Here is a 24400-nt window from a genome sequence, read left to right as displayed (position 1 = left end):
GGATGGACGTCGACATGCCGGGCATGCTCACCGAGCTGACCCACGTCGTCCCCTACGCGATCGGCCTGTCCCTGCCCGTCGCGCTGCTCGGCGCGGCCGTGCTCTACGTGCTGCGGGGGCGGTCGCTGGCCACCGCGCTGACCGTGCTGGTCCTGGTGCCCCTGGCGGCCACGCTGAGCGGAGTCCTGGGCGTCACCGGCTTCATGTTCAGCCCGATGATGACCACCGTCGTCGTGGTGTGCACGGCGGTGGCCGTGGTGACCGTGCCACTGGCGGTGCTGCTGGGGCGCAGCATCGCCCGCCGAAGCGTCTGGGAGCGGGAGGCCCGTGCGCGGGAACGCGCGGCCGAGGCATCGCGCCGCGAACTGGTCGCGTGGATCAGCCACGACCTGCGCACCCCGCTGGCGGGCATCCGCGCGATGGCCGAGGCGCTCTCCGACGGCGTGGTGGCCGAACCCGGGGAGGTGTGCGAGTACGCCGGCCGCATCCACGGGGAGGCGCAGCGGCTCGCGGGCATGGTCGACGACCTGTTCGAGCTGTCGCGCATCAACGCGGGCGCGCTGCAGCTCAGCTTCTCGGCAGTGCCGCTGCACGACGTGGTCGGCGAGGCCGTGGCGGCGGAGAACCCGGCCGCCCGGAACCGGGGCGTCCTGCTCAGCACCGAGGACAGCGACTGGCCGGTGGTCTCCGGCAGCGACGCGGAGCTCGCGCGGGTCGTGCGCAACGTGCTCTCCAACGCCATCCGCCACACACCCGCGGACGGCGCGGTGGTCCTGGCCGCCGGGCACGACGGTGCCCACGGCTGGCTGCGGGTCGACGACGCCTGCGGCGGGATCCCGGCCGGGGACATAGAGCGCGTCTTCGACGTGGCCTTCCGCGGCACCACGTCCCGGTCGCAGGCGGGCGGCCAGACCGGAGCCGGGATCGGGCTGGCCATCGCCCAGGGGCTCGTGCAGGCCCACCACGGCACGATCACCGCCCGCAACCACGGTCCCGGCTGCCGCTTCGAGATCCGGCTACCGCTGGCCCAAGCCGCTCACGGGAGCCCTTAGCGGGGCGTCGGCGAAAGCCGTCATCCCCTCGCGGAAGCCGGTCTCGGCCCGGAAGCCCAGCACCCGGCGCGCCTTGGCCGGATCGGCCACCACGTGGCGCACGTCGTTGGGCCTCGCCCCGCCGACGACGCGGGGCCGCGGGCCGCCGCAGGCGCGGGACAGCTCCTCGGCCATGTCGCCGATCGTGTGCGGCTGCCCGGAGCAGACGTTGACCGCCTCCAGCGCGCCCGCCGGGGGCGCCGCCTCGACGGCCAGCGCGTTGGCCGTGGCCACGTCGTGGACGTGGACGAAGTCGCGCCGCTGGCGACCGTCCTCCAGCACCAGCGGTGCCTCTCCGCGTTGCAGAGCCGAGCGGAACAGCGACGCCACACCCGCGTAAGGCGTCCCGCTGGGCATTCTCGGCCCGTAGACGTTGTGGTAGCGCAGCGCCCACACGCCGCCGCCCGTCTGCCGCGCCCACGCGGCGGCGAGGTGCTCCTGCGCGAGCTTGGTCGCGGCGTAGGTGCTCCGCGGATCGAGCGGAGCGTCCTCGGGCACCAGGTCCGGGTCCAGGAGCGAGCCGCAGGACGGACAGCGGGGGTCGTAGCGTCCGGCATCGAGATCGTCCTGCCTGCGCGCCGAGGGCCGCACCACGCCGTGCTCCGGGCACCGGTAGCGCCCCTCGCCGTAGACGACCATGGACGAGGCCAGCACGAGCCGCCCGACGCCGGTGGCGTGCATCGCCGAGAGCAAAACGGCGGTCGCGTAGTCGTTGTGCGAGGCGTAGTCGGGCATGTCCGACGGGTCCACCCCGTGACCCACCATCGCCGCCTGGTGGCACACCACGTCCACACCGGAGAGCAGGTCGCGCACCAGGCCGGCGTCGCGCACGTCGCCGTGCACCAGGCGGTGGCCCATGTCGGGAGCGGTGGAATGGGCCTGCGGCAGCAACGCGTCGAGCAGCACGACGTCGTGGCCGCGTCCGGCCAGCGCGTCGGCGACGTGTGAGCCGATGAATCCGGCGGCGCCGGTGACGAGAATTCGCACGGCCCGACCGTAGGAGCCAGGCGGCCGCTCCGGCAGGGGGTGGGCGCTCACGTCACCGAATGGTCATGGCTCTTACGCGTCCCTTACGGGCACCGCCGCGGAGTGGACGCACGGCGGCCCACGGCATTCGAATGGAGTCATGACTGCACCTGTTCCCCGGTCTCGCGCCGCTTTCGCCGGCGTGGCCGGCGCGGGATCCGCCCTGGCGGCGGGACATCTCGTGGCCGGACTGGACGGCCTGCCCACCTCCTCGCCGATGGTGGCGGTCGGCAACAGCGCGATCGACCTGGCCCCGACACCGGTGAAGGAGTTCGCCGTCCGCGCGTTCGGCACCGCCGACAAGGTGGTGCTGCTGACCGGCATGAGCGTCGTGATCGCGGTGCTGGCCGTGGTGGCCGGTCTGATCTCCCGGCGGAGCCGGTGGCCGGGGTCGGTGCTGATCGGTGCGTTCGGAGTTCTCGGGATGGTCGCGGTGGCGGCCCGCCCGGACTTCACGGCCCCGGCGCTGGCCGCGCCGGTCGTGTCGCTGATCGTCGGGGTCGTCGTGTTCGGCCTGTTGATCGCTCGCGGCGGGCAGGCGGTCGACGGCGAGCCATCGCAGGACCGGCGCCGGTTCCTCACCACCTCGGCGGCGGTGGTGGCCGGTGCCGGTGTCGCGGGTGCGGCGGGCACCCTGCTCGGCCAAGGCGGCGGCACCGACACCTCGCGGCGACTGGTCGGCGCGCGGATCCCCGGCGTCGCCGCGCCACCGCCCGGTGCCGACTTCGCGGTGTCGGGCACGCCGTCGTTCCTCACGCCCAACCCGAACTTCTACCGCATCGACACCGCCCTGACCGTCCCGCAGCTTCGCGTCGAGGACTGGCAGCTGCGCCTGCACGGCATGGTGGACCGGGAACTGGTGCTGAGCTTCGACGACCTGCTTCGCCGGCCGCTCGTCACCCGGCCGATCACCTTGGCCTGCGTGTCCAACGAGGTCGGCGGCCCCTACATCTCGACCGCCGAGTTCCACGGCGTCCGAGTCCGTGACCTGCTCCTGGAGGCGGGCGTCCGCCCCGGCGCCCAGCAGCTCTTCACCACCAGCGCCGACGGGTTCGACACCGGCACACCACTGGACGTCCTGCTCGAACCCGACCGCGACGCTCTACTCGCGGTGGGCATGAACGGCGAGCCGCTGCCCGCCGAACACGGCTTTCCGGTACGGATGGTCGTGCCGGGCCTCTACGGCTACGTCTCGGCGACGAAGTGGCTGGTCGACGCCGAGGTCACGACCTTCGACCGGCAGCACTACTGGGAGAAGCGGGGATGGGCGAAGCAGGGCCCGATCAAGACCCAGTCCCGCATCGACCGCCCCAGGAATCGCGACTCGCTGCCCGCCGGACCGGTGACCATGGCCGGGATCGCGTGGGCCCAGCACACCGGGATCGACCGCGTGGAGGTGCGCGTCGACGGCGGTCCGTGGCGGACCGCGGAGCTGGCCACCGACGTCAGCCGCGACACCTGGCGGATGTGGCGCACCACCTTCCACCTCAAACCGGGGGAGCACACCGTGGAGTGCCGAGCCACCGACCGTGCCGGTCACACCCAGACCGAACAGCGCCGACCGGTCATCCCCGACGGCGCGACCGGCTGGCACTCGGTGACGTTCTCCTGCGCCGGTTGACGGCGGCTCAGCGCAGGCTGCGGACAAAGTCCGCCCAGCGGGCGGGGGAGAAGGCCAGCACCCCGCCCTCGGGCCGCTTGGAGTCCCGAACGCCCACCGCCGCCCCGGCGAAAGCCACCTCGACGCAGTTGGCGTTGAGGCCGCTGCGGGTGCTCTTGCGCCACCGGGCGTTGCTCAGGTCTTGCGTGGGCATCGCGTTCCTCTCACGAGTCGTGCTCGGTGGCGATGGTTTCGATCAGTTCGGCCGATGCACCCGGTGCAAGGGCTGCGTTCAGGATATTCCGCAAGGCTAGCCGGTAGGACGCCAAGTCCTGATCTTCCTCCAGGAACAGCTCGGTGTAGTGGTTGCCGACGTAGACGATGTCCGGTTCGTCTTCGAAGTCCATCAAGAGGAAGGGGCCGTGCAGACCCGCGTGCGCACCTGCGGATATGGGCACGATCCGCAGCGTGATATGGGGAGCGTCGGTGGCCGTCAGCAGGTGTCGCAACTGGCGCTTCATCACCCCCTTCTCGCCAACGGGCCGACGGAGAACCGTCTCGTCGATCACTGCGAGGAACTGAGGTGCGTAGAACCTGCTGAGAACGATCTGCCGGGCCATGCGTGCAGCTACTAGCGTGTCCAGCTCGACTTCGCTGAGGGTGTTGTCGATTCCCTCGACGATGGCCCGAAGGTACTCGGCTGTTTGCAACAAGCCTGGGATGAACATGTTCTCGAAGTTCTGGAGTCGCTTGGCCTTCGCTTCGAACTCGATGAGATTCTTCCAGTTCTGGGGGAGTCCGGTCTGCCGCTCCCACCAGCCCTTCTCGTCCGACTTCTTCGCCAGCTCCACGATCGCCCGGCGTTCCGCCGCTGGGACGTGGTAGAGGCCCAGTAGAGCCGCCACGTCCTCGATCTGGAAGCCCGACGCGCCGGTCTCGATCCGGCTGATCTTGCTGCCCGACACACCGAGCTTCGCTCCGGCGTCGCTGCAGCTGAGCCCGGCTGTTTCGCGGTAGCGTCGGAGCTCGTTGGCGATCTGCCGGGAACGGACGGACGTGTGGCGGTTTCCTGGCACGGCGGCATCTCCTGGATTTCGCGCAGTGGGATGTTCCATGGTCCCGCGCTCGCACATCGGTCCACAATGACCAGATCGGATGAGTGCGTGCAGGTATTGCATCGTGCGAGGTTCGCGGTGTCAGGCCCGCTTACCAGGGTGCAGTCCGAAAGATCGGGACGTCTGCTTTGAAATCCGACATCGAGCGCCAGCGCGAGGAATGGGAATCCCGGTATATGACAGAAGTTCCGTCCGAACGGACGTGGCGCGTTCCGGCCTACGCGGACAAGGGGCCGGTGACGATCACGTTGCGGTACCCGGAAGTCCGCATCGTCGACTCCGAAGGCCGCGAGATCGCGATCACGCCGCAGCAGGCCGACCTGGTCGGCTCGAAGCTGGGCGGGATCAGCGACTGGCTGCAGTTCGGCCACGGGGACTGGGTTGCCGAAGACTGAGTCCTGGTAACGAAACCACCGCAGTGGTTCAGTTACCGTGTCCGGAATTCCAGTCCTCGTACGACTTCCACGCGCCGAGTGCGAGCCCGCTCTCGAACCTGCGGTGCAGGCCGCTGACCGGGTCGGTGAACTCCAGCACCTTCGCCAGCAGTTGCAGCGGTCGGCTGAAGTCGTCTGGCGCGGGGTCGTTGACCACCGGGTAGGTGTCGTCGCCGAGAATGGGAATTCCGATGCTGTTGAGGTGCACGCGGAGCTGGTGGGTCCGGCCGGTCTTCGGCAGCAGCCGGTACCGGCCGAGCCCGTCACGGTGTTCCAGCAGCTCGACAAGCGTCTCGGCGTTCGGCGGTCCGGGTACCTCCTGGGCCGCCAGCACGCCGCGTTCCTTGACGATCCGGCTCCGCACGGTCCGGGGCAGCTCCAGGCCGGGGTCGAACGGAGCGATCGCCTCGTACTCCTTGTGCACCAGGCGGTTCTGGAACATTTCCTGGTAGCTCTTGCGCAGTTCTGGGCGGATCACGAACATCACCAGCCCCGCCGTCGTGCGGTCCAGGCGGTGCGCGGGACTGAGGTCCGGGAGGCCGAGTTCGCGGCGCAGTCGCACCAGCGCGGTCTGGGCGACGTGCCTGCCGCGCGGAGTCGTTGCCAGGAAATGCGGTTTGTCGACCACGAGCAGGTCGTCGTCGCGGTGGACGATGCCGATCTCGAACGGCACCGGCACCTCGTCGGGCAGGTCGCGGTGGAACCAGACGAACGAGCCGGGCACGAACGGCGCGTCCGCGGCCACCGGACCGTTCAGGTCGACAACGGCCTGTTCCCGGAACATCCGGTCCACGCGCTCGGCGCCGACCGGCAGGCGGTCGACGAGGTGGTCTCGCACTGTCTCCCACGGCCCCTCGGCGGGCAGCCGCAGCCGGACGGCGTCGAGACCGTCGCGTTGGGGCAGCGGAGACCGGAGCTTGCGTCGCATCAGCACTCAGCGTAACGGCACGTCGAAGCGCTTCCGGTGCGTCATCGGTCGCCGCTCGACCTGCCCAGCAGCACGTCCGCGACCTGCTCGAAGTAGGGCTCGATGGTCTCGGTGTCGGCCTCGACGAGCGCCGAGGTGCGCACGATCGACCGCGAGACGCTGATGCCCAGCAGCAGGGCGCTCAGCAGTTCGGCGCGGAGTTCGCGGTCCGGGCCGTCGACGAGTCCGGTGAGGTTGCCGATGTAGTGCTCGCAGACCTGCTCGTGCAGCCGGTCACGCGACTCCTCCCGGTTGGCCGACCGCAGCAGCGCGATGAGCGGGTGCTCGCCCGCGGACTCCGGCCAGTCGTGGGCGACCGCCGACCGCAGCAGCCGCGCGGGCAGCTCGTCCGCGTCGCCGTCTTCGGTCCAGGGTTCTCCGGTCGCGTTCACGGCCTCGTCGAACAGCTCCTGCTTCGAGCCGAAGTAGCGGAAGATCAGCGTCGGGTCGACCCCGGCGTCGGCCGCGATGTCGCGGACGCTGGTGCCGTCGAAGCCGGAGGCCGCGAAGCGGGCGCGGGCCGCGGCCAGCAGTGCCGCCCGCGTGGCCGCGCGGTCGCGTTTGCGGGGTAGCGTCACCTGGCCTCCTCGGTAGTCATCAGTTGTTGACATCTTACCCGCCAGGTGCGTAGCTTCGAATCAAGTCATCACATGATGACTTGTGGCGAGATGAGGTGCTCGATGCGGACGATCGTGGTCTCGGGTGGTACGGACGGGATCGGGCGGGGGATCGCGGATTTCTGCCTGCGGCGCGGTGACACCGTGGTGGTCGTCGGTCGCAACGCCGCGAAGGGAGAGGCGTTCCTCACTCACGCGTCGGACCGCGGGGCGGCCGCGCGGGCTCGCTTCATCCGGGCCGATCTGAGCCTGGTGCGCGACAACGAGCGAGTCGTGGCCGAAATCAGGTCGGAGTTTCCCGCCGTCGATGCGCTGGTGCTGTGCGCTCAGCACTTCCGCTCGACGCGCCTGGAGACCGACGAGGGCTTCGAGAACACCTTCGCGCTGTACTACCTGAGCCGCTTCCTGCTCGGCCACGGTCTGGTCGAGGTGCTGGAGCGCGGCGAGAACCCGGTGGTGGTCAACGTGTGCGCCCCTGGGGTGGAGACCGGTGAGATCCGCTGGGACGACCTCCAGCTCCGTGCCGACTACGACGGGATGGCTGCGATCGCCCAGGCCAGCAGGGCCAACGACCTGCTCGGGGTCTCCTTCGCCAACGTCCACGGCGCGAGCCGCGTCCGCTACGTTCTGTTCAACCCCGGCGGCGTGGCCACCAGCTTCTCCGGGGAGTACGACGTTGCGATGGCGACCGCGGTCGAACGGGCCCGCGCGCAGGCCACCCCGGTCGCGGAGGCGATCGTGCCGATCCTCGCGGTGCTCGACGACCCGCCCGCCGAACAGGTCAGCGCGTTCGCCCGCGGGGAGTCGATCCCGTTGCGGGGAAAGGCGTTCGACGCTTCGGACGCCGACCGGCTGCGGGAGGAGACGCTCGCCCGACTCACCGGCACGCGTCGGTGACCTCCGGTCTCGGCAGGGGCTCGTGATACGTCTTACCGGTGGACACGGGCAGTGAGCCGGGTGTGATGAGCCCGAAGCGGAGCGCGCCGAACGGGCATCCAGGCGCGCCCGCCCGCGGCGCGGTGCTCGAAGGCACGCTGGAGCGCATCACCTTCGCCAACGAGGAGACCGGCTACACGGTCGCCCGGGTCGACACCGGGCGCGGCGGCGACCTCGTGACGGTCGTCGGCGCGCTGCTGGGCGCCCAGCCCGGCGAAGCGCTGCGGATGCGCGGGCGGTGGGGTTCGCACCCGCAGTACGGCCGCCAGTTCCACGTCGACGACTACGCCACCGTGCTGCCGGCCACCGTGCAGGGCATCCGCCGTTACCTGGGGTCCGGGCTGATCAAGGGCATCGGTCCCCGGCTCGCCGAGAAGATCGTCGAGCACTTCGGCACCGCCGCGCTCGAGGTGATCGAGCAGGAGCCGCAGCGCCTCATCGAGGTTCCCAAGCTCGGCCCCAAGCGCACCAGGCTGATCGCCGAGGCGTGGGAGGAGCAGAAGGCGATCAAGGAGGTGATGGTCTTCCTCCAGGGCGTCGGCGTGTCGACCTCGCTGGCCGTCAAGATCTACAAGCAGTACACCGACGACGCGATCCGGGTCGTGAAGGAGGAGCCTTACCGCCTGGCCGGTGACGTGTGGGGGATCGGGTTCAAGACCGCCGACACGATCGCCAAGGCGGTCGGCATCCCGCACGACTCGCCGCAGCGGGTCAAGGCGGGACTGCAGTTCACGCTCTCGGAGTCCACCGGCGAGGGCAACTGCTTCCTGCCCGAGACCGAGCTGATCGCCGAGGCGGTGAAGATCCTGACCGTCGACACCGGGCTGGTGATCGAATGCCTCGCCGAGCTCGTCGAGGAGGAGGGCGTGGTCCGGGAGGAGATTCCGGGCGAGGACGCCGAGGTGCCGGCCACGGCGATCTACCTGGTCCCCTTCCACCGCGCCGAAGTGGCGCTGGCCGCCCAGCTGACGCGGCTGCTGCGCACCAGCGCCGACCGGATGCCCGCCTTCGCCACGGTCGACTGGGACAAGGCGCTCGGCTGGCTGCGCCGCACCACCGGCGCCGAACTGGCCGAGGGCCAGGAACGGGCGGTGCGCCTGGCGCTGACCGAGAAGGTCGCGGTGCTGACCGGCGGTCCGGGCTGCGGCAAGAGCTTCACCGTGCGCTCGATCGTCGAGCTGGCCAAGGCCAAGCGGGCGAAGGTGGTGCTGGCGGCGCCGACCGGCCGGGCCGCCAAGCGCCTGACCGAGCTGACCGGCCACGAGGCCGCCACCGTGCACCGGCTCCTGCAGCTCCAGCCGGGCGGGGACGCCGCGTTCGACCGCGACAACCCGCTCGACGCCGACCTGGTCGTGGTCGACGAGGCGTCCATGCTCGACCTGCTGCTGGCCAACAAGCTCGCCAAGGCGGTCCCCGCCGGAGCGCACCTGCTGCTGGTCGGCGACGTCGACCAGCTCCCGTCCGTCGGCGCGGGAGAGGTGCTGCGCGACCTGCTCGCCGAGGGGACGCCGATCCCGCACGTGCGGCTGAACGAGGTGTTCCGCCAGGCCGCGGAGTCCGGCGTGGTCACCAACGCGCACCGGATCAACGCCGGCGAGCACCCGCGCACGCACGGCCTCGACGACTTCTTCCTGTTCCAGGTCGACGAGCCCGACGTCACCGCCGAGCTGACCGTCGACGTCGTAGCGCGGCGCATCCCGCGCAAGTTCGGTCTCAACCCCCGCACCGACGTGCAGGTCCTGGCGCCGATGCACCGCGGGCCTGCCGGGGCGGGCGCACTGAACCAGCTGCTGCAAGACGCGATCACACCCGGCAGGCCGGGTCTGCCCGAACGCAGGTTCGGCGGCCGGGTGTTCCGGGTCGGCGACAAGGTCACCCAGATCCGCAACAACTACGACAAGGGCGCCAACGGCGTCTTCAACGGCACGCAAGGTGTGGTGACCGCGCTGGACGAAGAGGCCCAGACGCTCACGGTGCGCACCGACGAGGAAGAGGACGTCGACTACGACTTCGCCGAGCTGGACGAGCTCGTGCACGCCTACGCCGTCACGATCCACCGCTCGCAGGGCAGCGAGTACCCGTGCGTGGTGATCCCGCTGACCACCAGCGCCTGGATGATGTTGCAGCGCAACCTGCTCTACACGGCGGTGACCAGGGCGAAGAAGCTGGTGGTGCTGGTCGGGTCGAAGAAGGCGCTGGGCCAGGCGGTGCGCGCGGTCGGCTCCGGCCGCCGCCACACCGCGCTGGACCACCGGCTGCGGACGGCGTGACCCCTCGCCGCGCGGCGGCGGGGGAGGTATGAACGTGGCCTGGAACCGGTTGTGAGAACAAGGAGGGATGTCGTGGCCGGAAACGACGGCAACGCCGTGTGGCATGGGCGGCTGGAGCACGTCAAGGGCGGAGGTCTGGTCTCCGACACCGCCCAGACCTCGGGCATGCGGCGCTTCGAGGCGATCTCGGGCAAGACCGTCGGCTCGGAGAAGCTGTGGATGGGACGCACCCACGTGAGTCCGGCGACCAACTCCGGCGACCACCACCACGGCGAGGCCGAGACGGCGATCTACGTGGTGTCCGGGCATCCGGTGTTCGTCTTCGCCGACGGGGACGAACAGGTGCGGGTGGAGACCGAGCCGGGCGACTACATCTTCGTCCCGCCGTACCTGCCGCACCGCGAGGAGAACCCCTCGCCGGACGAGGAGGCGGTGGTGGTGATCGCCCGCAGCACCCAGGAGGGGATCGTGGTGAACCTGCCCAGCCTGTGGGCGGAGGTCGACCGCGGCGACACCTGACCCCGGTGCCCGTCGTCCGGGCGTCGTCTTCGGACCGTTGACGGTGTCCGAGGCCATCGGCGCTGAAGGAGCTACGAGCCGTACCGGCGGGCCACCTCGTGGTAGGCGTTCTTGGGCTCCCACAGCGACGGGTCGTCGGGCCCCACCTTCACCACGCCGAAGCCCGCCATGTCCAGGTCGCGCGAGGGGTCGTCGTGGTGCGGGAAGTCCCGCATGGCGAAGGTGTAGACGAAGCAGCCGTGAACGCCGCGCGCGGCGTAGAGGTCGATCAGCTCACCGAGGTAGGCCGCCTGCACACGTTCATCGCGCACGTGACCCGGTCTGATGCGGGGCGGGACGGCCAGCCACCGGACGATCCGGAACGAACCGGGACCCCGGCGCTGCGCTCCTTCGAAGGCACCGCAGCCGAACTCCGTGACGACCACCGGCTTGCCCGCCTCGTCCGCTTCCCGCACCAGGGCGTCCAAGCGCCGCTCGTAGGCCGCCGGGTCGTCGCCGAAGCGGTAGAGGTTGACGCCGACGACGTCGAAGCCGGACCAGTCGACCTCCTCCCAGTGGCCCGCGGCGTAGGTGATCGGCCCGGAGAACCGGCAGCGGGCAGCGGCCAGGGCGTCGGTGAGCAGCCCGCGCAGCTTGCGGGTGATGCGGCGGTCGAAGAAGCGCCGCCACCGCACCAGGACCTGCAGGCGCAGGAACACCCGGGGGCCGGGGAGCATGCCCGGCTGCGTCAGCGAGAACTCGCTGCCGACCAGCAGCGTCACCCGTCCCGGATAGCGCAGGCGCAGCTCTTCCGCCCCCGCGGCCGTCTCCGCGAGATGGGCCAGCAGTTCCGCGCGCGAGCGGTCGGCGAGATACGGCCGGACGTAGACCTCGAGCCCCGCGTCGAGGGCGACCTCGGCGGCCTCGAGCTGGGGTCCGACATCGGTGCCGATCAGCATGACCGCGGTGCAGTGCAGCTCGTCGCGGATCGAGAGCAGGTCGCCGCGCAGGTCTTCGGCGTCGGTTTCCCCGGTGACGTAGGAGATCCCCTTGATCGTGAGGCTCATGGCCCCATGTCTAGCAGGAGGAAGCTCCCCAAGGGCCGGGCTCGCGACCGGTTGAGCGGTCTTCTGCCGATTCCCGCGGTGTGTTCAGTCCTGTGCGGCGGACCCGCGGTCGCCGCCCGCGTCGTCGGAGGCGTCCTCGGCTTCGGTGGCGGGGCGGGTTTCGTCCTGCTGGCTCTGCTCCGCCGAAGGGGCCTGCTGCTGCGTCTCCGCTTCGGCCACGGACGCCGGCGGACGCCCTGCGAGGGCACGTTCGAGGTCGGCGACCGCGGCGCGTAACGCGCTGGGGTGACGGCTCATGGCGCCCAGCGTGCCGCATCCGGATAACGCTGGGGACACGATGGCGGGAAGCTGCCCGGCCCGTTGCGTCCGGGCCGGGCAGCCGCGTCAGCGCGCGATGCCCATGTCGGAGGTGGTGCGCAGCCAGGTCAGCGCCTGCTCGGCGATCTCGTCGGGGGAGTGCACGAGGTCGACGGTGATCCCGTTCTCGTCGGCCGCCAGTGGCTCCAGGTCGCGGATCTGGGACTCCAGCAGCGCCGGCGGCATGAAGTGACCCTTGCGGCTGGTCATCCGCTCGCGGATCAGCTCGGGGGAGCCGTGCAGGTGCACGAACCTCAGCGCAGGGGCGTGGCTGCGCAGGATGTCCCGGTAGGAGCGCTTCAGCGCGGAGCAGGCCAGCACGGTGGGCACGCCGGCCTCCCGTCGCTCGCGCATCCACTCCGACAGCCGCTGAAGCCACGGCTGCCGGTCCTCGTCGGTGAGCGGCGTCCCGGAGCTCATCTTCGCGATGTTCTCCGGGGAGTGGAACCGGTCGGCCTCCACGTACTCCAGCCCGGCCCGCTGCGCGAGCAGCTCGGCGACCGTGGTCTTGCCCGATCCGGCCACGCCCATGACCACCACCTGGGTCGTCACACCGTTCTCCCTTCTAGGATCGGGTGCTCGGCGAGGCGCACCGCCCGCGACGGCTCCCGATGGTTTTCAATAGTCATACGAATTGAGGTGCGGGTGGCCGTCGCGCCTGGGGGCGCGGCGGGCTCCCGGCCAGGAGGTGGACGTCGGACATGACCGTCTCGGCGAGGCAGCAGACGCTGCACGACCGCGTGCTCGGGGTGCTCGGGCCGGCGATCGCGGGCGGCGAGTACGCCCCCGGCGACGTCCTGACCCTGGAGCGCATCGAGCAGCAGTTCGGCGTCTCCCGCACGGTGGCCCGCGAGGCGGTGCGGGTGCTGGAGTCGATCCAGCTCGTGGTCACCAGGCCCCGGACCGGCGTCACCGTCACCCCCACCGAGCGCTGGAACGTCTTCGACCCGCAGCTCATCCGGTGGCGCCTGGCGGGCAAGGGCCGCGACGCGCAGCTCAGGTCGCTGACCGCGCTCCGCGCCGCCGTGGAACCCGCGGCCGCGGCGCTGGCGGCCACGAACGCCACCCCGGAGCACCGCGCCCGCCTCGCCGAGCTGGGCCCGCTGATGCGCACCACCGGCCGGGCCGGTGACCTGGACACCTTCCTCGACCTCGACATCGAGTTCCACGGCCTGGTCCTGCTGGCCTCGGGCAACGAGATGTTCGCCGGGCTCTCCGACGTCGTGGCCGAGGTGCTCACCGGCCGCACCGTGCACCACCTCATGCCCCACCGCCCCGAGGAGAAGGCGCTGCGCCTGCACGCGCTGGTCGCCTCCTCCATCGTGGCAGGTGACGCCGACGTGGCCGAGGTGGCGATGCGCGGCATCGTCGCCGAGGTGGTCGAAGCCGTCACCGATCCGGAGCCGCGTCACTAGGCCACCGCGGTCAACAGCAGGACGATCAGGAAGCCGATCCCGCCCAGCAGCGTCTCCAGCACCGTCCAGGTCTTGAGCGTGGTCTTGAGGTCCATGCCCAGGAAGCGGCCGACGAGCCAGAAGCCGGAGTCGTTGACGTGCGACAGGACGGTCGCACCGCAGGCGATGGCGATCACCAGCAGCGCACGGTAGAGCGGGGAGAGCCCCTCGGTCGCCGCGACGGTCGGCGCGATGAGCCCGGCGGTCGTGGTGATCGCGACGGTGGCCGAGCCCTGCGCGACCCGCAGCGCGGTGGAGATGACGAAGGCGGCCACGATGAGCGGCAGCCCGATGGCACTGAGGCTCTCCGACAGCGCGCCGCCGATGCCGCTGGAGCGCAGCACCCCGCCGAACATGCCGCCCGCGCCGGTGATCAGGATGATCGCGCAGACCGGCGCCAGCGCGCCGTTGACGATCTGCTCGACGTTGGCCTTGGAGCGTCCCCTGCCGAGGACGATGACGCTGACGATCGCGGTGGCCAGCAGCGCGACCGGGGTCTCGCCGACCATCTGCAGCACCTGCACCCAGGTCTGGTCGGCGTCGACGACGCCGGCGGTGCTGAGGGTTTCCAGCCCGGTGTTGAGGAAGATCAGCACCAGCGGGAGCAGCAGGACGCCGATGACGGTGCCGAACTTCGGCAGCGGTGCCTGCGAGGTGTTCTCGGAGCCCTCGGCCTCGGAGCCGGAGTCGGTCAGGTCCGGGACCGGCACGTCGATCCGGCGGCCGGTGAACTTGGCGAACAGGTAGGCGCCGAGGTACCAGGACGGGATCGCCACGGCCAGGCCGACCAGCATCACCACGCCCATGTCCGCGCCGACCAGCTCGGCGGCGGCGACCGGACCCGGGTGCGGCGGGACGAAGGCGTGCATCGCGGCGAAACCGCCCGCGGCAGGCAGCGCGTACAGCAGCACCGAACCGCCGAAGCGCCTGGCCACGCTGAAGATGATCGGCAGGAACACCACGAAGGCGGCGTCGAAGAAGATCGGGAAGCCGAAGATCAGCGAGGCGACCCCGAGCGCCAGTGGCGCCCGGCCCGGCCCGAAGCGGTTGATCAGGGTGTTGGCCAGCACCTGGGCGCCGCCGGTGACCTCCAGCAGTCGTCCGATCATGGCGCCGAGGCCGACCAGCAGGCCGACTGTCCCGAGCGTGCTGCCGAAGCCGTCGAGCAGGGTGTCGACCAGCTCGTCCAGCGGAATCCTGGTGGCCAGCCCCACCAGCAGGCTCACCAGCACGAGCGAGATGAAGGCGTGCAGGCGGAACTTCATGATCAGCAGGAGAAGCAGGCCGACCGCACCGGCGGCGATGAGAAGCAGCGGGCCCACGCCGTAGGCCGGTTGCATCGTTTCCACGTTGAGGCTCCTCGTCTTTGAGGGGGCTGGACGGCGGTTGCCGGTACTTTGCCTCAATGGTCATACGATTACAACACCGGGTCCTCTGTGACGTGGGGCACCCGGGGCGTTGATCAACTCCAGTCCGGAGCTTCCGAGGGTGCAGGCGGAACCGCTTGGTGTTGTGCACGCGGGTCCGCGACTCGGGCGGTCGCGAAGTCTGCTGCCCCGGCGGCGCGGAACCGACCGCCAGTGAGCAGCGCTCGGTCTACGGGTCGACCGTGCCGCCGTGGCCGCTGTTCCGGTGAACGAGGGCACGGGCACCGGCGCACTGGTTACCGAGAGTGCGTATATGATCACAAACTGTTTGGGCCTGCTCGTCGATTTGACTAATCCTGCCGGTGACTACGACTTTCGCGCTGCTGCGCGGTTCGAGGAGAAAGAAACATGACAGGGCAATGGTTCGCCCGCTACGTGGCGCTCGGTGACAGCCAGACCGAGGGGCTCCACGACGGCGACGAGTGCGCCGGCTACCGGGGCTGGGCGGACCGGCTCGCCGAGCACCTGAGCGAGCTGAACCCGCGGCTGCGCTACGCGAACCTCGCGGTGCGGGGCAGCGTGGCCCGTCAGGTCCGGGCCGGCCAGCTGCCCGCGGCCCTGGAACTGGGGCCCGACCTGGTCACCGTGTGCGCGGGGATGAACGACGTGATCCGGCCCTGCTTCGACGCCGGCCGCGTGTGCGGTGAACTGGACGGTGTGGTGGCCGCCCTGACCGGGCACGGGGTGCGGGTGGTCATCACGACGTTCCCCGACATCGGCAAGCTCATGCCGATCGCGCGGCGGCTGGTGCCACGGGTCATCGCGCTCAACGCCGGGATCCGGGAGTCCGCCGCCCGCCACGGCGCCACGCTGGTCGATGCGTTCCCGCATGCCGCGATCGCCGACCAGCGGCTCTACAGCGCCGACCGCCTGCACGCCAACGCCGAGGGGCACGCGCGGATCGCGGCGGCCGTGGCGCACGCGCTGGAACTGCCCGGCTTCGACGACGGCTGGACCGCCCCGCTGGCTCCCGCGCCACCGACGCCGTGGTGGACGACCGCGCGGACGGAGGTGACCTGGCTCGGCGGGTGCGTCGGCCCGTGGATCGGGCGCGGGCTGCTCGGTGCGTCGTCGGGCAACCGCCGGACCGCGAAGCGGCCGCTGCTCGCCCCGGTTGCCGTCAGCGGGGACCGCGCCGGAGAGCTCAGCGGGCGGTGAGGGCGGCGTACATCGGTGCCATGGCGTCGAGGAGCGCGTCCGGCACGACGGGTTCGGCGCCCTCCGGCCAGGATGCCTCGAACTCGCCGATCTCGAGTCCGACCAGCTCACCCTCGGCCACGACCTCCGAGACCGCGTGCAGGTCCGCCAGCGACAGCCCGCCGGGTACGCGGTAGTCGGTCGGCACGATCCCGGGTTCGAGCACGTCGCAGTCGAGGTGGAAGTACACCGGCCGGCTCGCGATCGCGGACCGCAGCGCGTCGGCGAGGTCCGGTCCCTGCGGCACGGACCGGACCGCCCCGCCGTCGATCAGCGCCTGCTCCGGTGGGTCGACGTCACGCGCTCCACCGAGCACGATGCCGTCCAGCCGGAGATCGCCGCCGAGCCCGGAGTCCCACAGCCCGGCCGCGCCCGAGAGCGCCATGCCCCCGAGGTATCCGGTCGTCGTGTTGTCCGGGGTGTTGAGGTCGGCGTGCGCGTCGAACCAGACCACGCAGGCATCCGGCCGGTGCCGGGCGACGACGGGCAGCGTCGCGAGCGCGACGCTGCACCGGCTCAGCGCGGTCAGCGGCGCGAGCCCGCCTGACATCAGCCGCTCGTAGGCGCTGGACATCTCGCGCAGCGCGGGCAGGGCGGCGTCGAGCTCGGTGCGCCAGTCGGTGTTCAGCGCGGGCTCCGGCGAGCCGATGTGGCCGGCCGGCAGTCCGAACCGTTCGGACAGCCCGCGAGCGACCGCCACCGAACCGCGCATGGCCAGGTCGTTGTGGTCACCGGCGCGGCTCGGAACACCGTCAGCGCCACCCGGTCATGTCCGGCCTGCGGCACCGGCTTCTCAGGATCGCGGGTGAGCACTTCGGACGTCCTCCACTGGTTCGGTGTGTTCGGCGGACATGCCGCGACGAGCCGGAAAGTAACACCGGACGCCGAGCGACCACCAACGGATTTCGCCGCCCTAGCGCCGGATCAGCGGTGCGACCACCTCGGCCCGGTTGGTCCACACGTAGCCGGTGAAGTCCTCCGGCACGCGCCGCAGCGACTCCTGCGTGTCGAAACCTTCGGAGAAGCCGCCGGAACCCGCGACCAGCACCACCCGGCTGCCGACGGACTCCATGCGTTCGGTGAACTTCGACGGCCAGCCCCACAGCCACGGGGCGTAGCCTTCGGGGACGTGCAGTTCGGTGTTCGCGCACGCGCCGGGAGTGGCTCCGGTCCAGCCGACCGCCTCGTAGCTCAGCAGGCAGTCCTTCATGATCGCCTTCGACATCGTCCGCACCCGCGGCAGCCGTTCCCGCACGACCCGCACCGGGGCGTCCCCGCCGTAGACGGCGATCTCGGCCAGGCGCGGTGGGTCCAGCGCCGACAGGCGCCGGGCCAGCTCCTCGCCTTCGGCGGGGTCGTCGCTCTTGACGTGGATCAGCAGCGGCTCGCGCGGGAACTCGGCGAGAACCTCGTCCAGCGACGGCATCAGCCCCTTGCCCTTGCCCCGGAACGGGAAGGTCCGCCCGCCGTCGGCGGTGTAGCCGTACCCGACGTCGATACCGCGCAGCTCGGCCATGGTGAAGTCGCGCGTGGTACCGGTGGCCTCGGTGCGGCAGTCCACTTCCCAGTCGTGGAACACCGCGAACTGGCCGTCCCTGGTGATGTGCACGTCGAGCTCGACCAGGTCCGCTCCCGCGTCGAAAGCCGCGCGCATGCTGGGGATCGTGTTCTCCAGGTAGCCGTGCGACGGCGGCGCGATCCGCTCGGCGGTGCACGTGTCGTTCTCGACGCCCTCCGTGCTGAACGTCTGCGCGAGACCCCGGTGCGCCAGCACGCGCGGCTGCCTGTCGGACGGCGTGGCGAACATGGACGTGTTGTTGAGGTAGGTGAATCCGGCCAGGAGCACCAGGATGGCTGCGAGCGCGTAGCGCTTCTTGTGCCGGCGCGGGCGGGTTTCGGGCATGGGGGCCATTGTCGTGGTCACATCAGACGCGCCAGCACCCGGAGCGGCAGGAACCGCATGAGAACGGAGAACGCCGACCAGGGCCACGGCGGGACGCACGCCCGGACCGGTTCGCGGTCGATCGCGCGAACAAGCGACCGGCAACCCTTCTCCAGCGGCGCCACCATGAATCCACCCCCGGCCTTGACGTTCATCTCCGTGCGGATGTAACCGGGGTAGATGGTGCTGACCTTGACCCGGCGCAGAGGCCCGCGCAGCGTCTCGGCGCGCACACCCTCGCCGAGCGCGGCCAGTCCCGCCTTGGTCGCGGCGTAGGTGGTGACGTTGCGCGGCATACCGCGCCAGGCGCTCATCGACGAGATCAGCACCAGGTGCCCGGCGCGCTGCTCGCGGAACACCTCCATCGCGGCCTCCACCTGGGCCAGCGCGGCGACGAAGTTCGTCTCGGCGGTCTGGCGGTTGGCCTGGAAGTAGCCGGTGCCCAGCGGTTTGCCCTTCCCCAGCCCGGCGTTGACGATGACGCGGTCGAGCGAACCGAGCCGGTCGCGGAAGTCGCGGAAGGCGGCGAAGACGTCGTCGTGGTCGTTGACGTCGAGTCGGCGGGTCACCACGTTGATCCGCGGGTGGCGGGCGGTGAGCTCGTCGCGCAGCCGGTCCAGCGGCTCGGTGCGGCGGGCGCACAGCGCGAGGTCGTGCCCCTTGGCCGCGTACTCCCGCGCCATGCCCATGCCCAGCCCCGCGCTGGCTCCGGTGATCACGATGTTCTTGCGCATCCTCGGCCCTCCGAACCACGAACCTACTGGGCGGTAGCAAAGCATGGCATGGTCGTCGCTGCGCGGCCAGCCCTGCGCTGCCGCAGGTCCCGAAGTTCGTGGCCGATTCTCAGCCGGGTTGGCCACGGTCCGGCCGAGCTGGTGATCGTCGAGCAGGCGTCAGTCGTTGGCGAGGACGGCGTACAGATCCGAGTCGCGCCAGCCATCTCGAATGTGGGCGGTGCCACGCATCCGGCCCTCATATCGCATGCCGATCTTGCGCAACACCGCCGCCGAGGCGAGGTTGCGCGGGTCGCACGTGCCGAATATGCGGTGGCGCCCATGCTCGCTGAAGCCCATCCGCAACAGCTCTCGCGCCGCACCCGTAGCTACGCCCTGTCCCCACAACCGCGGATGCACCGCGTACGCGATCTCGCCGGTGCTCGGGCCGTGCAGCTTCAGCTCGGCGCTGCCGACAACGTCGTCATCGACGAGCACCCCGAACACCAGCCGGTCCCGGGGTGCCGCCACTGCGGCCCGCACATACGCCTGCGTCTGATCGAAAGTGTTGGGTCCCCACGCCTGAAAGCGGCACGACTCGGGCAAGCAGGCCCAGTCGTGCACGGCGGTGACGTCGTCGAGCGCGAGCGGCCGGAGCTTGAGCGCCATGGCGGCACATTAGATCCGCGCGCACTCAGGAACAACCGACCAGTCGCACGACTCCGACCCGCGAAGAAATGCCATGAATCCGAGACTGATCACGGCCGCCATCACTGTGCGGCAGAAGAGAAGCTCCAGGTCGAACCAGATCAACATGTCACCCGGTTCGAGAACCCGCACCTGCGCGTCGCCGGACTCGGGACGAAATGCCCGGGAAGTCGGCTGGGCGAGCGGGCAGGGTGGGCGTCGGGCCGCGCGCCTGCCGGGCGGCCCGGCGGTGTTCGCCGAGGCTGGGGAGACCTCATGGGCGTGATCACGACCAAGGACGGCACCGAGATCTTCTACAAGGACTGGGGTTCGGGGCGGCCGGTGGTCTTCAGCCACGGCTGGCCCCTCAACGCCGACGCCTGGGACGACCAGTTGGTGCTGGTGGCCTCGCGCGGCTTCCGGGCCATCGCCCACGACCGCAGGGGGCACGGGCGTTCGGAACAGCCGTGGAGCGGCAACGACATGGACACCTACGCCGACGACCTGGCGGCGCTGCTCGACGTGCTCGCCCTGGAACACGCGGTGCTGGTCGGCCATTCGACCGGCGGCGGTGAGGTGACCCGCTACATCGGCCGCCACGGCACCGCCCGCGTGGCAGGGGTCGTGCTGCTGGGCGCGGTCCCGCCGCTGATGTTGCGCACCGAGCAGAACCCCGGCGGCCTGCCGATCGAGGTCTTCGACGAGATGCGCACGGGCGTCGCCGCCGACCGATCGCAGTTCTACCGCGACCTCAGCGAACCCTTCTACGGCGCGAACCGGCCCGGTTCGGCGGTCTCGCAGGGCCTGCGCGAGGCGTTCTGGCTGATGAGCATGCAGGTCGGGCTCAACGCGGCGCTGGAGTGCATCAAGGCGTTCTCGGAGACCGACTTCACCGGCGACCTGCGCAGGATCGACGTCCCGACGCTGGTCGTGCACGGCGACGACGACCAGATCGTTCCCATCGACGCTGCTGGGCGGCGGTCGGCCGAAATCGTCCGCGACGCGACCCTGAAGGTCTACTCCGGCGCCCCGCACGGGCTCGCCGCCACTCCGGAGTACAAGGACGCCTTCAACTCCGACCTGCTGGAGTTCATCAGCTCGTAGGGCCGGTATCACGCCGGCGGCAGTGGACGGCTCGCCGGCTCGACGAGCTGCGGTTGATCCGGACTGAGCCACCCACGGACGAGTGACCCGATGTCGGGTGTGCAACCGATCCGCGCCGTCGGTGTTCTCCTGGAACATGGGTGACATGCCAGCCGAGCCGGACGACTCCGGCGAGGTCCTCGCCGCGCTCGCCGACGACCTGGACGAGGGCTTCGCCGCGCTCGTGCGCGCCTACTCGCGGACCGTGTACTCGGTCGCGTACCGGCTGTGCGGTCGGGACACCGACGCCGAGGACCTCGCGGCCGAGTCGCTACTGCGCGCCTACCGGTCGCTGCGCGGCTACGACTGCGACCGCATCCTGACGCTGTCCCTGAGATCGTGGCTGGTCACGATCGTGCTCAACGCGTGGCGCAACCTCGCGCGCGACGCGGCCAGACGGCCGCGGCAGGTGCCGATGGCAGAGCTCCCGGAGCGGTCGGTCGCCGGCCCCGGCGTCGAGGAGCAGGTGGAACGCCTGGAGACCCGCGACGAGTTGGGCGCGCTGGTGGCACGGCTGCCGGAGAGCCAGCGGATCGCGGTCGTGCTGCGCCACGTCGTGGGCATGCCGATCGCGGAGGTGGCCGCGGCGATGGACTGCCCGGAGGGGACGGCGAAGTCGCACGTCTCACGGGGTCTGCGGCGCATCCGCGAGGACTACACCGCCGCCGCGCGACCCGCGGCGACGGCCGGAGGGAGGAGTACCCGATGACGGTCAACAGGCACAGTCCACTGGAGGCGGCGCTGGCCGATCTCCTCGACGAGCCGCCCACGCCGCTCGCGGACCGGATCTTCGTCGACTGGACGCGTGCGCGCAGCCGGTTCGGGCCGATCGACGTGGCGTTCAACCGCCACGGCGTCGTGTTCGTCCGCACCGCGGAGTCCGAGCAGGACGACGCGGAGTTCCGGGAGGCGTTCCGGCACGAGTTCGAACAGCCGTTGCGGCGAGCCGGGCGCGAGCCCACCGGGATGCTCACGGCCCTGCGCCGCAACCGGACCAGGTCGATCCGGGTCGACCTGCGGCATCTGCCGGACTTCGACCAGGAGGTGCTCCAGGCGACCCGGCTCATCCCGGCGGGACAGACCCGTCCGAGCGCCTGGGTGGCCCGGGAGGTCGGTCGCCCCGAGCGGGCGCCCGCGGTGGACGTCGTGCTGGCGCGCAACCCCGTCCCGGTCGTCGTCCCGTGCCACCGCGTGACTCTCGGCGAGGGTGGCGAGCACGTGTTCGGCGCGCGGGCCCAGGATCGGATGCTGCGGTCGGAGGATGTCAACGTCGACGAGGTCCGCGAGCTAGCCGAGTCCGGCGTCCACTACCTCGGCAGCGACACCACCAACATCGTTTGCTTCCCGACCTGCCACAACGCCAGGCGGATCAGCGCGGCCCACCGGCGGGGCTTCGGTACCGTCGAGGCGGCCGAACGGGCCGGGTACCGGCCGTGCGGGCACTGCCGTCCGGTCGAGCTGGTCTCGTGACCGGAGTGGAGGTCGCCAAGGTGGTCGAGCTGCTGCGCGAGCTGGAGGCGACCCTGGTCAACGTCGGGCACGGGCGGGACGTGGGCTCAGACGAGCGGGCGGCCCGGTTCGTGCGCGCTTGGAGCGCGGTGGGCGGCGAGATCGGCGCGGTCGTGTCGTGGCCCGCCAGCGCCGCGTCCTGGCTGAAGCCGGCGTGCCGACTGGTCTCCGGAGCGCCGGACGCCTGGGTGGTGGCCGACGAGCCGACCGGCTGGACCGGATTCTGCCGCAGACTCGCGGCCGTGGGCGGTTGGCGGCCGGACCGCACCGTCGCCTTCTCCGGGCTCACCGACCCGCTCCTGCCGGCGGCGGTCGGAGCCGGAGCCACCGAGGGCATGAGAGGAGCCGCATCGGACGGTACGGGCTGGATGTTCGCCGACGGCCGCCTCATCACCGAGGTACCGGAGCAGGGACGGTGAACCGATGGAGATGATTCCCCGGCCGCGCACCGAACTCGCACCGGGCGCGGTCCACGTGCCGGACTGGCTCGACGCCGAACAGCAGCGGATGCTCGTCCGGGCCTGCCGGGAATGGGCGACCGGCCCAGCCGGTATGCGGGCCGCCCGCATGCCCAACGGGGCCCTCATGTCCGCACGGACCGTCTGCCTGGGCTGGCACTGGTATCCGTACCGGTACTCGCGAACGCTCGACGACCAGGACGGCTCCCCGGTCAAGCCGTTCCCGTCCTGGCTCGGAGATCTCGGCAGGCGCGCGGTCGCGGACGCCTGCGGTGACGACTTCGAGGCGGCGGACTACGAACCCGACGTCGCACTGATCAACTACTACGACGATTCGGCCCGGATGGGGCTGCACCAGGACAAGGATGAGCGCGCGCTGGATCCGGTCGTCTCGCTCAGTCTGGGCGACACGGGCGTGTTCCGCCTCGGCAACACCGAGAACCGCAACCGGCCGTGGACCGACGTCGAGCTGCGTTCGGGAGACCTGCTGGTGTTCGGCGGCCCCTCGCGGATGGCCTACCACGGCGTGCTGCGAATCCTGCCCGGGGCCCGCGAGCCGGACATCGGGCTCGACCGCGGCAGGCTCAACATCACGCTCCGGGTGTCCGGTTTGGACTGACGGATCGTGTCTGCGGCTCGCGGAGATCCGCATCGTCCTGACGAGAACTCGTCGCGTCGATTTTCCCCGAACTGCAACCGGATCCGCTCATCGGTGTTCTTCATGGTGTGGGCGCGAGGAGCAGCCCACCTCCGCCGCCACAAGGCGGGGACCTTCCACAGGAGAACACGATGGATCTGAACCTCTCCGGCCGGGTCGCGGTGGTGACCGGCGCTTCCAAGGGCATCGGGCTCGCGGTGACCCGCACGCTGCTGGCCGAGGGCGCCCGCGTGGTGGCCACTTCCCGAAAGCCCTCTCAGGAGATCGACGAACTCGCCGGCCCCGACCTGGTGCACTTCCCTGCCGACCTGATGGACCCGGAGGCACCGGCCGCGATCATCGCGCACGCCGTGGAGGTGTTCGGTGGACTCGACATCCTGGTCAACAACGCGGGCGGCTCGCCTCCGGGCGTCACCCTGCCCAGGGGCTCGTTCATGGACGCCACCGACGAGCAGTGGCGGATGATGTTCGAGCTGAACCTCTTCTCGGCGGTCCGCGCGATCCGGGCGGCGATACCGGCGATGCTGGCGCGGGGCGGTGGCTCGATCGTCAACGTCTCCTCGGGCAACGCCCGCCAGCCGTCCCCGATCAACGTCGACTACGGCGCCGCCAAGGCGGGGCTGAACAACCTGACCAAGGTGCTGGCGGGCGAGTACGGCCCGCAGGGCATCCGGGTGAACACGGTCTCGCCGGGGCCGGTGCGCACTCCCTGGTGGACCGCGGAGGGCGGTGTCGCCGACCTGATCGCAGCACAGGCGGGCACCGACCGCGAGAGCGTCATGTCCTCGGTCGTGCCGGAGATGATGAAGCTGGCCACCGGGCGGTTCGCCGATCCGCAGGAGGTCGCCGACGCGGTGGTGCTGCTCGCCTCACCCCGATCCGCCAGCACCACCGGCGCCGACTTAGCCGTCGATTCGGGCTTCCTCAAGGAGGTATGAGGTCACCCCGGAGGCTTGAGCGCGCACGACAGAAGGTGGGTAGGGCCGAGAGAGGAGCGTGAACAACGACGGGTGGGGTGAAGACGGTCGGAGCCTGGCGACGCAGTCGCCGGTGGGCTGGACGGATCGGGGTGGCCCGGGTAAAACGCCGCGTGATGGGTACCTCGTCGGGCACCCATCACGCGGACCCCCAGTGATCAATCGATGTGCTGTGCGGCAGTTGGTTCCTGACCTGATGTGCGAGTTGGGTCCTGACGCGATTCCTGTCAGTTGGTTCCGGACACGGAGGAGGTCAG

General features: G+C 70.8%; 28 protein-coding genes. 15 read left to right on the top strand and 13 right to left on the bottom strand.

Going from position 1 to position 24400, the window contains the following annotated elements; genetic code table 11:
- Positions 1–2: 2 nt before the first annotated feature.
- Positions 3–1052 (top strand): sensor histidine kinase, encoded by a 1050-nt coding sequence (locus HUO13_RS22205; RefSeq protein ID WP_211897031.1) that lies wholly within the window; start codon positions 3–5, stop codon positions 1050–1052.
- On the opposite strand, the gene HUO13_RS22200 is transcribed toward HUO13_RS22205, so the two are convergent.
- Positions 1017–2078 carry an NAD-dependent epimerase/dehydratase family protein gene (locus tag HUO13_RS22200; protein WP_211897030.1) on the bottom strand — a complete coding sequence of 354 codons (1062 nt, stop codon included), beginning with the start codon at positions 2076–2078 and terminating at the stop codon, positions 1017–1019. The genes HUO13_RS22205 and HUO13_RS22200 overlap by 36 nt on opposite strands.
- 139 nt (positions 2079–2217) lie before the next feature.
- Between HUO13_RS22200 and HUO13_RS22195 the strand changes: the two genes are divergently transcribed.
- A complete protein-coding gene (locus HUO13_RS22195) occupies positions 2218–3738 on the top strand; it encodes a molybdopterin-dependent oxidoreductase (RefSeq protein WP_211897029.1) in 1521 nt (506 codons plus the stop codon).
- Between the two features lie 7 nt (positions 3739–3745).
- Here HUO13_RS22195 and HUO13_RS22190 read toward each other — a convergent pair whose 3' ends face one another.
- Together HUO13_RS22190 and HUO13_RS22185 are read right to left on the bottom strand one after the other, a co-directional pair.
- Positions 3746–3931, bottom strand: coding sequence for a DUF397 domain-containing protein (locus tag HUO13_RS22190; RefSeq protein WP_211897028.1), 186 nt, complete (start codon positions 3929–3931; stop codon positions 3746–3748).
- Positions 3932–3941: 10 nt separating this feature from the next.
- Positions 3942–4793, bottom strand: a complete 852-nt coding sequence (locus HUO13_RS22185) for a helix-turn-helix domain-containing protein (RefSeq protein WP_211897027.1) — start codon at positions 4791–4793, stop codon at positions 3942–3944.
- Positions 4794–5008: 215 nt separating this feature from the next.
- On the opposite strand from HUO13_RS22185, the gene HUO13_RS22180 reads away from it, so the two are divergent.
- Positions 5009–5227 (top strand): hypothetical protein, encoded by a 219-nt coding sequence (locus HUO13_RS22180; RefSeq protein WP_249123943.1) that lies wholly within the window; start codon positions 5009–5011, stop codon positions 5225–5227.
- 28 nt (positions 5228–5255) lie between these two features.
- Here HUO13_RS22180 and HUO13_RS22175 read toward each other — a convergent pair whose 3' ends face one another.
- Together HUO13_RS22175 and HUO13_RS22170 are read right to left on the bottom strand one after the other, a co-directional pair.
- Positions 5256–6194, bottom strand: coding sequence for an RluA family pseudouridine synthase (locus tag HUO13_RS22175; protein WP_211897025.1), 939 nt, complete (start codon positions 6192–6194; stop codon positions 5256–5258).
- Positions 6195–6235: 41 nt separating this feature from the next.
- Positions 6236–6811 (bottom strand): TetR family transcriptional regulator, encoded by a 576-nt coding sequence (locus HUO13_RS22170; protein WP_211897024.1) that lies wholly within the window; start codon positions 6809–6811, stop codon positions 6236–6238.
- Between the two features lie 102 nt (positions 6812–6913).
- On the opposite strand from HUO13_RS22170, the gene HUO13_RS22165 reads away from it, so the two are divergent.
- The 3 genes from HUO13_RS22165 (at position 6914) to HUO13_RS22155 (ending at position 10575) form a co-directional block, all read left to right on the top strand.
- Positions 6914–7747: an SDR family NAD(P)-dependent oxidoreductase gene (locus HUO13_RS22165; RefSeq protein ID WP_211897023.1), complete on the top strand. Its 834-nt coding sequence runs from the start codon at positions 6914–6916 to the stop codon at positions 7745–7747.
- A 65-nt stretch (positions 7748–7812) separates the two neighbouring features.
- A complete protein-coding gene (gene recD2, locus HUO13_RS22160) occupies positions 7813–10056 on the top strand; it encodes an SF1B family DNA helicase RecD2 (RefSeq protein WP_211897022.1) in 2244 nt (747 codons plus the stop codon).
- 72 nt (positions 10057–10128) lie between these two features.
- Positions 10129–10575 carry a cupin domain-containing protein gene (locus tag HUO13_RS22155; protein ID WP_211897021.1) on the top strand — a complete coding sequence of 149 codons (447 nt, stop codon included), beginning with the start codon at positions 10129–10131 and terminating at the stop codon, positions 10573–10575.
- Between the two features lie 71 nt (positions 10576–10646).
- On the opposite strand, the gene HUO13_RS22150 is transcribed toward HUO13_RS22155, so the two are convergent.
- The 3 genes from HUO13_RS22150 to HUO13_RS22140 form a co-directional block, all read right to left on the bottom strand.
- Positions 10647–11621 (bottom strand): hypothetical protein, encoded by a 975-nt coding sequence (locus tag HUO13_RS22150; RefSeq protein ID WP_211897020.1) that lies wholly within the window; start codon positions 11619–11621, stop codon positions 10647–10649.
- Positions 11622–11705: 84 nt separating this feature from the next.
- Complete coding sequence (locus HUO13_RS22145) at positions 11706–11918, bottom strand: hypothetical protein (RefSeq protein ID WP_211897019.1); 213 nt, start codon at positions 11916–11918, stop codon at positions 11706–11708.
- Positions 11919–12005: 87 nt separating this feature from the next.
- Positions 12006–12530 (bottom strand): gluconokinase, encoded by a 525-nt coding sequence (locus HUO13_RS22140; protein ID WP_249123942.1) that lies wholly within the window; start codon positions 12528–12530, stop codon positions 12006–12008.
- Positions 12531–12679: 149 nt separating this feature from the next.
- Between HUO13_RS22140 and HUO13_RS22135 the strand changes: the two genes are divergently transcribed.
- Positions 12680–13393, top strand: coding sequence for a FadR/GntR family transcriptional regulator (locus HUO13_RS22135; protein ID WP_211897018.1), 714 nt, complete (start codon positions 12680–12682; stop codon positions 13391–13393).
- Here the strand turns inward: HUO13_RS22135 and HUO13_RS22130 are convergent.
- On the bottom strand, positions 13390–14781 hold the full coding sequence (locus HUO13_RS22130) for a GntP family permease (protein WP_432757762.1): 1392 nt from the start codon (positions 14779–14781) through the stop codon (positions 13390–13392). The genes HUO13_RS22135 and HUO13_RS22130 overlap by 4 nt on opposite strands.
- 268 nt (positions 14782–15049) lie before the next feature.
- Between HUO13_RS22130 and HUO13_RS22125 the strand changes: the two genes are divergently transcribed.
- Both HUO13_RS22125 and HUO13_RS22120 read left to right on the top strand, forming a co-directional pair.
- Entirely contained in the window at positions 15050–15211 is a 162-nt protein-coding gene (locus HUO13_RS22125) for a hypothetical protein (RefSeq protein WP_211897017.1), read from the top strand.
- Positions 15208–16017: an SGNH/GDSL hydrolase family protein gene (locus HUO13_RS22120; protein ID WP_211897016.1), complete on the top strand. Its 810-nt coding sequence runs from the start codon at positions 15208–15210 to the stop codon at positions 16015–16017. Before HUO13_RS22125 ends, HUO13_RS22120 begins: the two co-directional genes overlap by 4 nt.
- On the opposite strand, the gene HUO13_RS22115 is transcribed toward HUO13_RS22120, so the two are convergent.
- The 4 genes from HUO13_RS22115 to HUO13_RS22100 form a co-directional block, all read right to left on the bottom strand.
- On the bottom strand, positions 16004–16768 hold the full coding sequence (locus tag HUO13_RS22115; protein WP_249123941.1) for an arginase family protein: 765 nt from the start codon (positions 16766–16768) through the stop codon (positions 16004–16006). The genes HUO13_RS22120 and HUO13_RS22115 overlap by 14 nt on opposite strands.
- Before the next feature lie 201 nt (positions 16769–16969).
- Positions 16970–17959 (bottom strand): glycerophosphodiester phosphodiesterase family protein, encoded by a 990-nt coding sequence (locus tag HUO13_RS22110; RefSeq protein ID WP_211897015.1) that lies wholly within the window; start codon positions 17957–17959, stop codon positions 16970–16972.
- A 17-nt stretch (positions 17960–17976) separates the two neighbouring features.
- Entirely contained in the window at positions 17977–18732 is a 756-nt protein-coding gene (locus HUO13_RS22105; RefSeq protein WP_211897014.1) for an SDR family oxidoreductase, read from the bottom strand.
- 159 nt (positions 18733–18891) lie between these two features.
- Positions 18892–19380, bottom strand: a complete 489-nt coding sequence (locus HUO13_RS22100) for a GNAT family N-acetyltransferase (protein ID WP_211897013.1) — start codon at positions 19378–19380, stop codon at positions 18892–18894.
- Positions 19381–19674: 294 nt separating this feature from the next.
- Between HUO13_RS22100 and HUO13_RS22095 the strand changes: the two genes are divergently transcribed.
- The 6 genes from HUO13_RS22095 (at position 19675) to HUO13_RS22070 (ending at position 24104) form a co-directional block, all read left to right on the top strand.
- Positions 19675–20502 carry an alpha/beta fold hydrolase gene (locus HUO13_RS22095; RefSeq protein WP_211897012.1) on the top strand — a complete coding sequence of 276 codons (828 nt, stop codon included), beginning with the start codon at positions 19675–19677 and terminating at the stop codon, positions 20500–20502.
- A 145-nt stretch (positions 20503–20647) separates the two neighbouring features.
- The gene (locus HUO13_RS22090) at positions 20648–21250 is read left to right on the top strand and encodes an RNA polymerase sigma factor (protein WP_211897011.1); all 603 of its coding nucleotides are present in this window, start codon (positions 20648–20650) and stop codon (positions 21248–21250) included.
- Complete coding sequence (locus tag HUO13_RS22085; protein ID WP_211897010.1) at positions 21247–22011, top strand: methylated-DNA--[protein]-cysteine S-methyltransferase; 765 nt, start codon at positions 21247–21249, stop codon at positions 22009–22011. The genes HUO13_RS22090 and HUO13_RS22085 overlap by 4 nt, the downstream gene beginning before the upstream one ends.
- Positions 22008–22469 (top strand): hypothetical protein, encoded by a 462-nt coding sequence (locus HUO13_RS22080; protein ID WP_249123940.1) that lies wholly within the window; start codon positions 22008–22010, stop codon positions 22467–22469. Before HUO13_RS22085 ends, HUO13_RS22080 begins: the two co-directional genes overlap by 4 nt.
- Before the next feature lie 4 nt (positions 22470–22473).
- A complete protein-coding gene (locus tag HUO13_RS22075) occupies positions 22474–23127 on the top strand; it encodes an alpha-ketoglutarate-dependent dioxygenase AlkB family protein (protein WP_211897009.1) in 654 nt (217 codons plus the stop codon).
- 170 nt (positions 23128–23297) lie between these two features.
- A complete protein-coding gene (locus HUO13_RS22070) occupies positions 23298–24104 on the top strand; it encodes an SDR family NAD(P)-dependent oxidoreductase (RefSeq protein ID WP_211897008.1) in 807 nt (268 codons plus the stop codon).
- Positions 24105–24400: the final 296 nt, after the last annotated feature.

The organism is Saccharopolyspora erythraea, from assembly GCF_018141105.1.
Classification (GTDB): domain Bacteria; phylum Actinomycetota; class Actinomycetes; order Mycobacteriales; family Pseudonocardiaceae; genus Saccharopolyspora_D; species Saccharopolyspora_D erythraea_A.
Note: the sequence above shows the minus strand (reverse complement) of the source record. Positions and strands in the feature narration are given on the sequence as shown.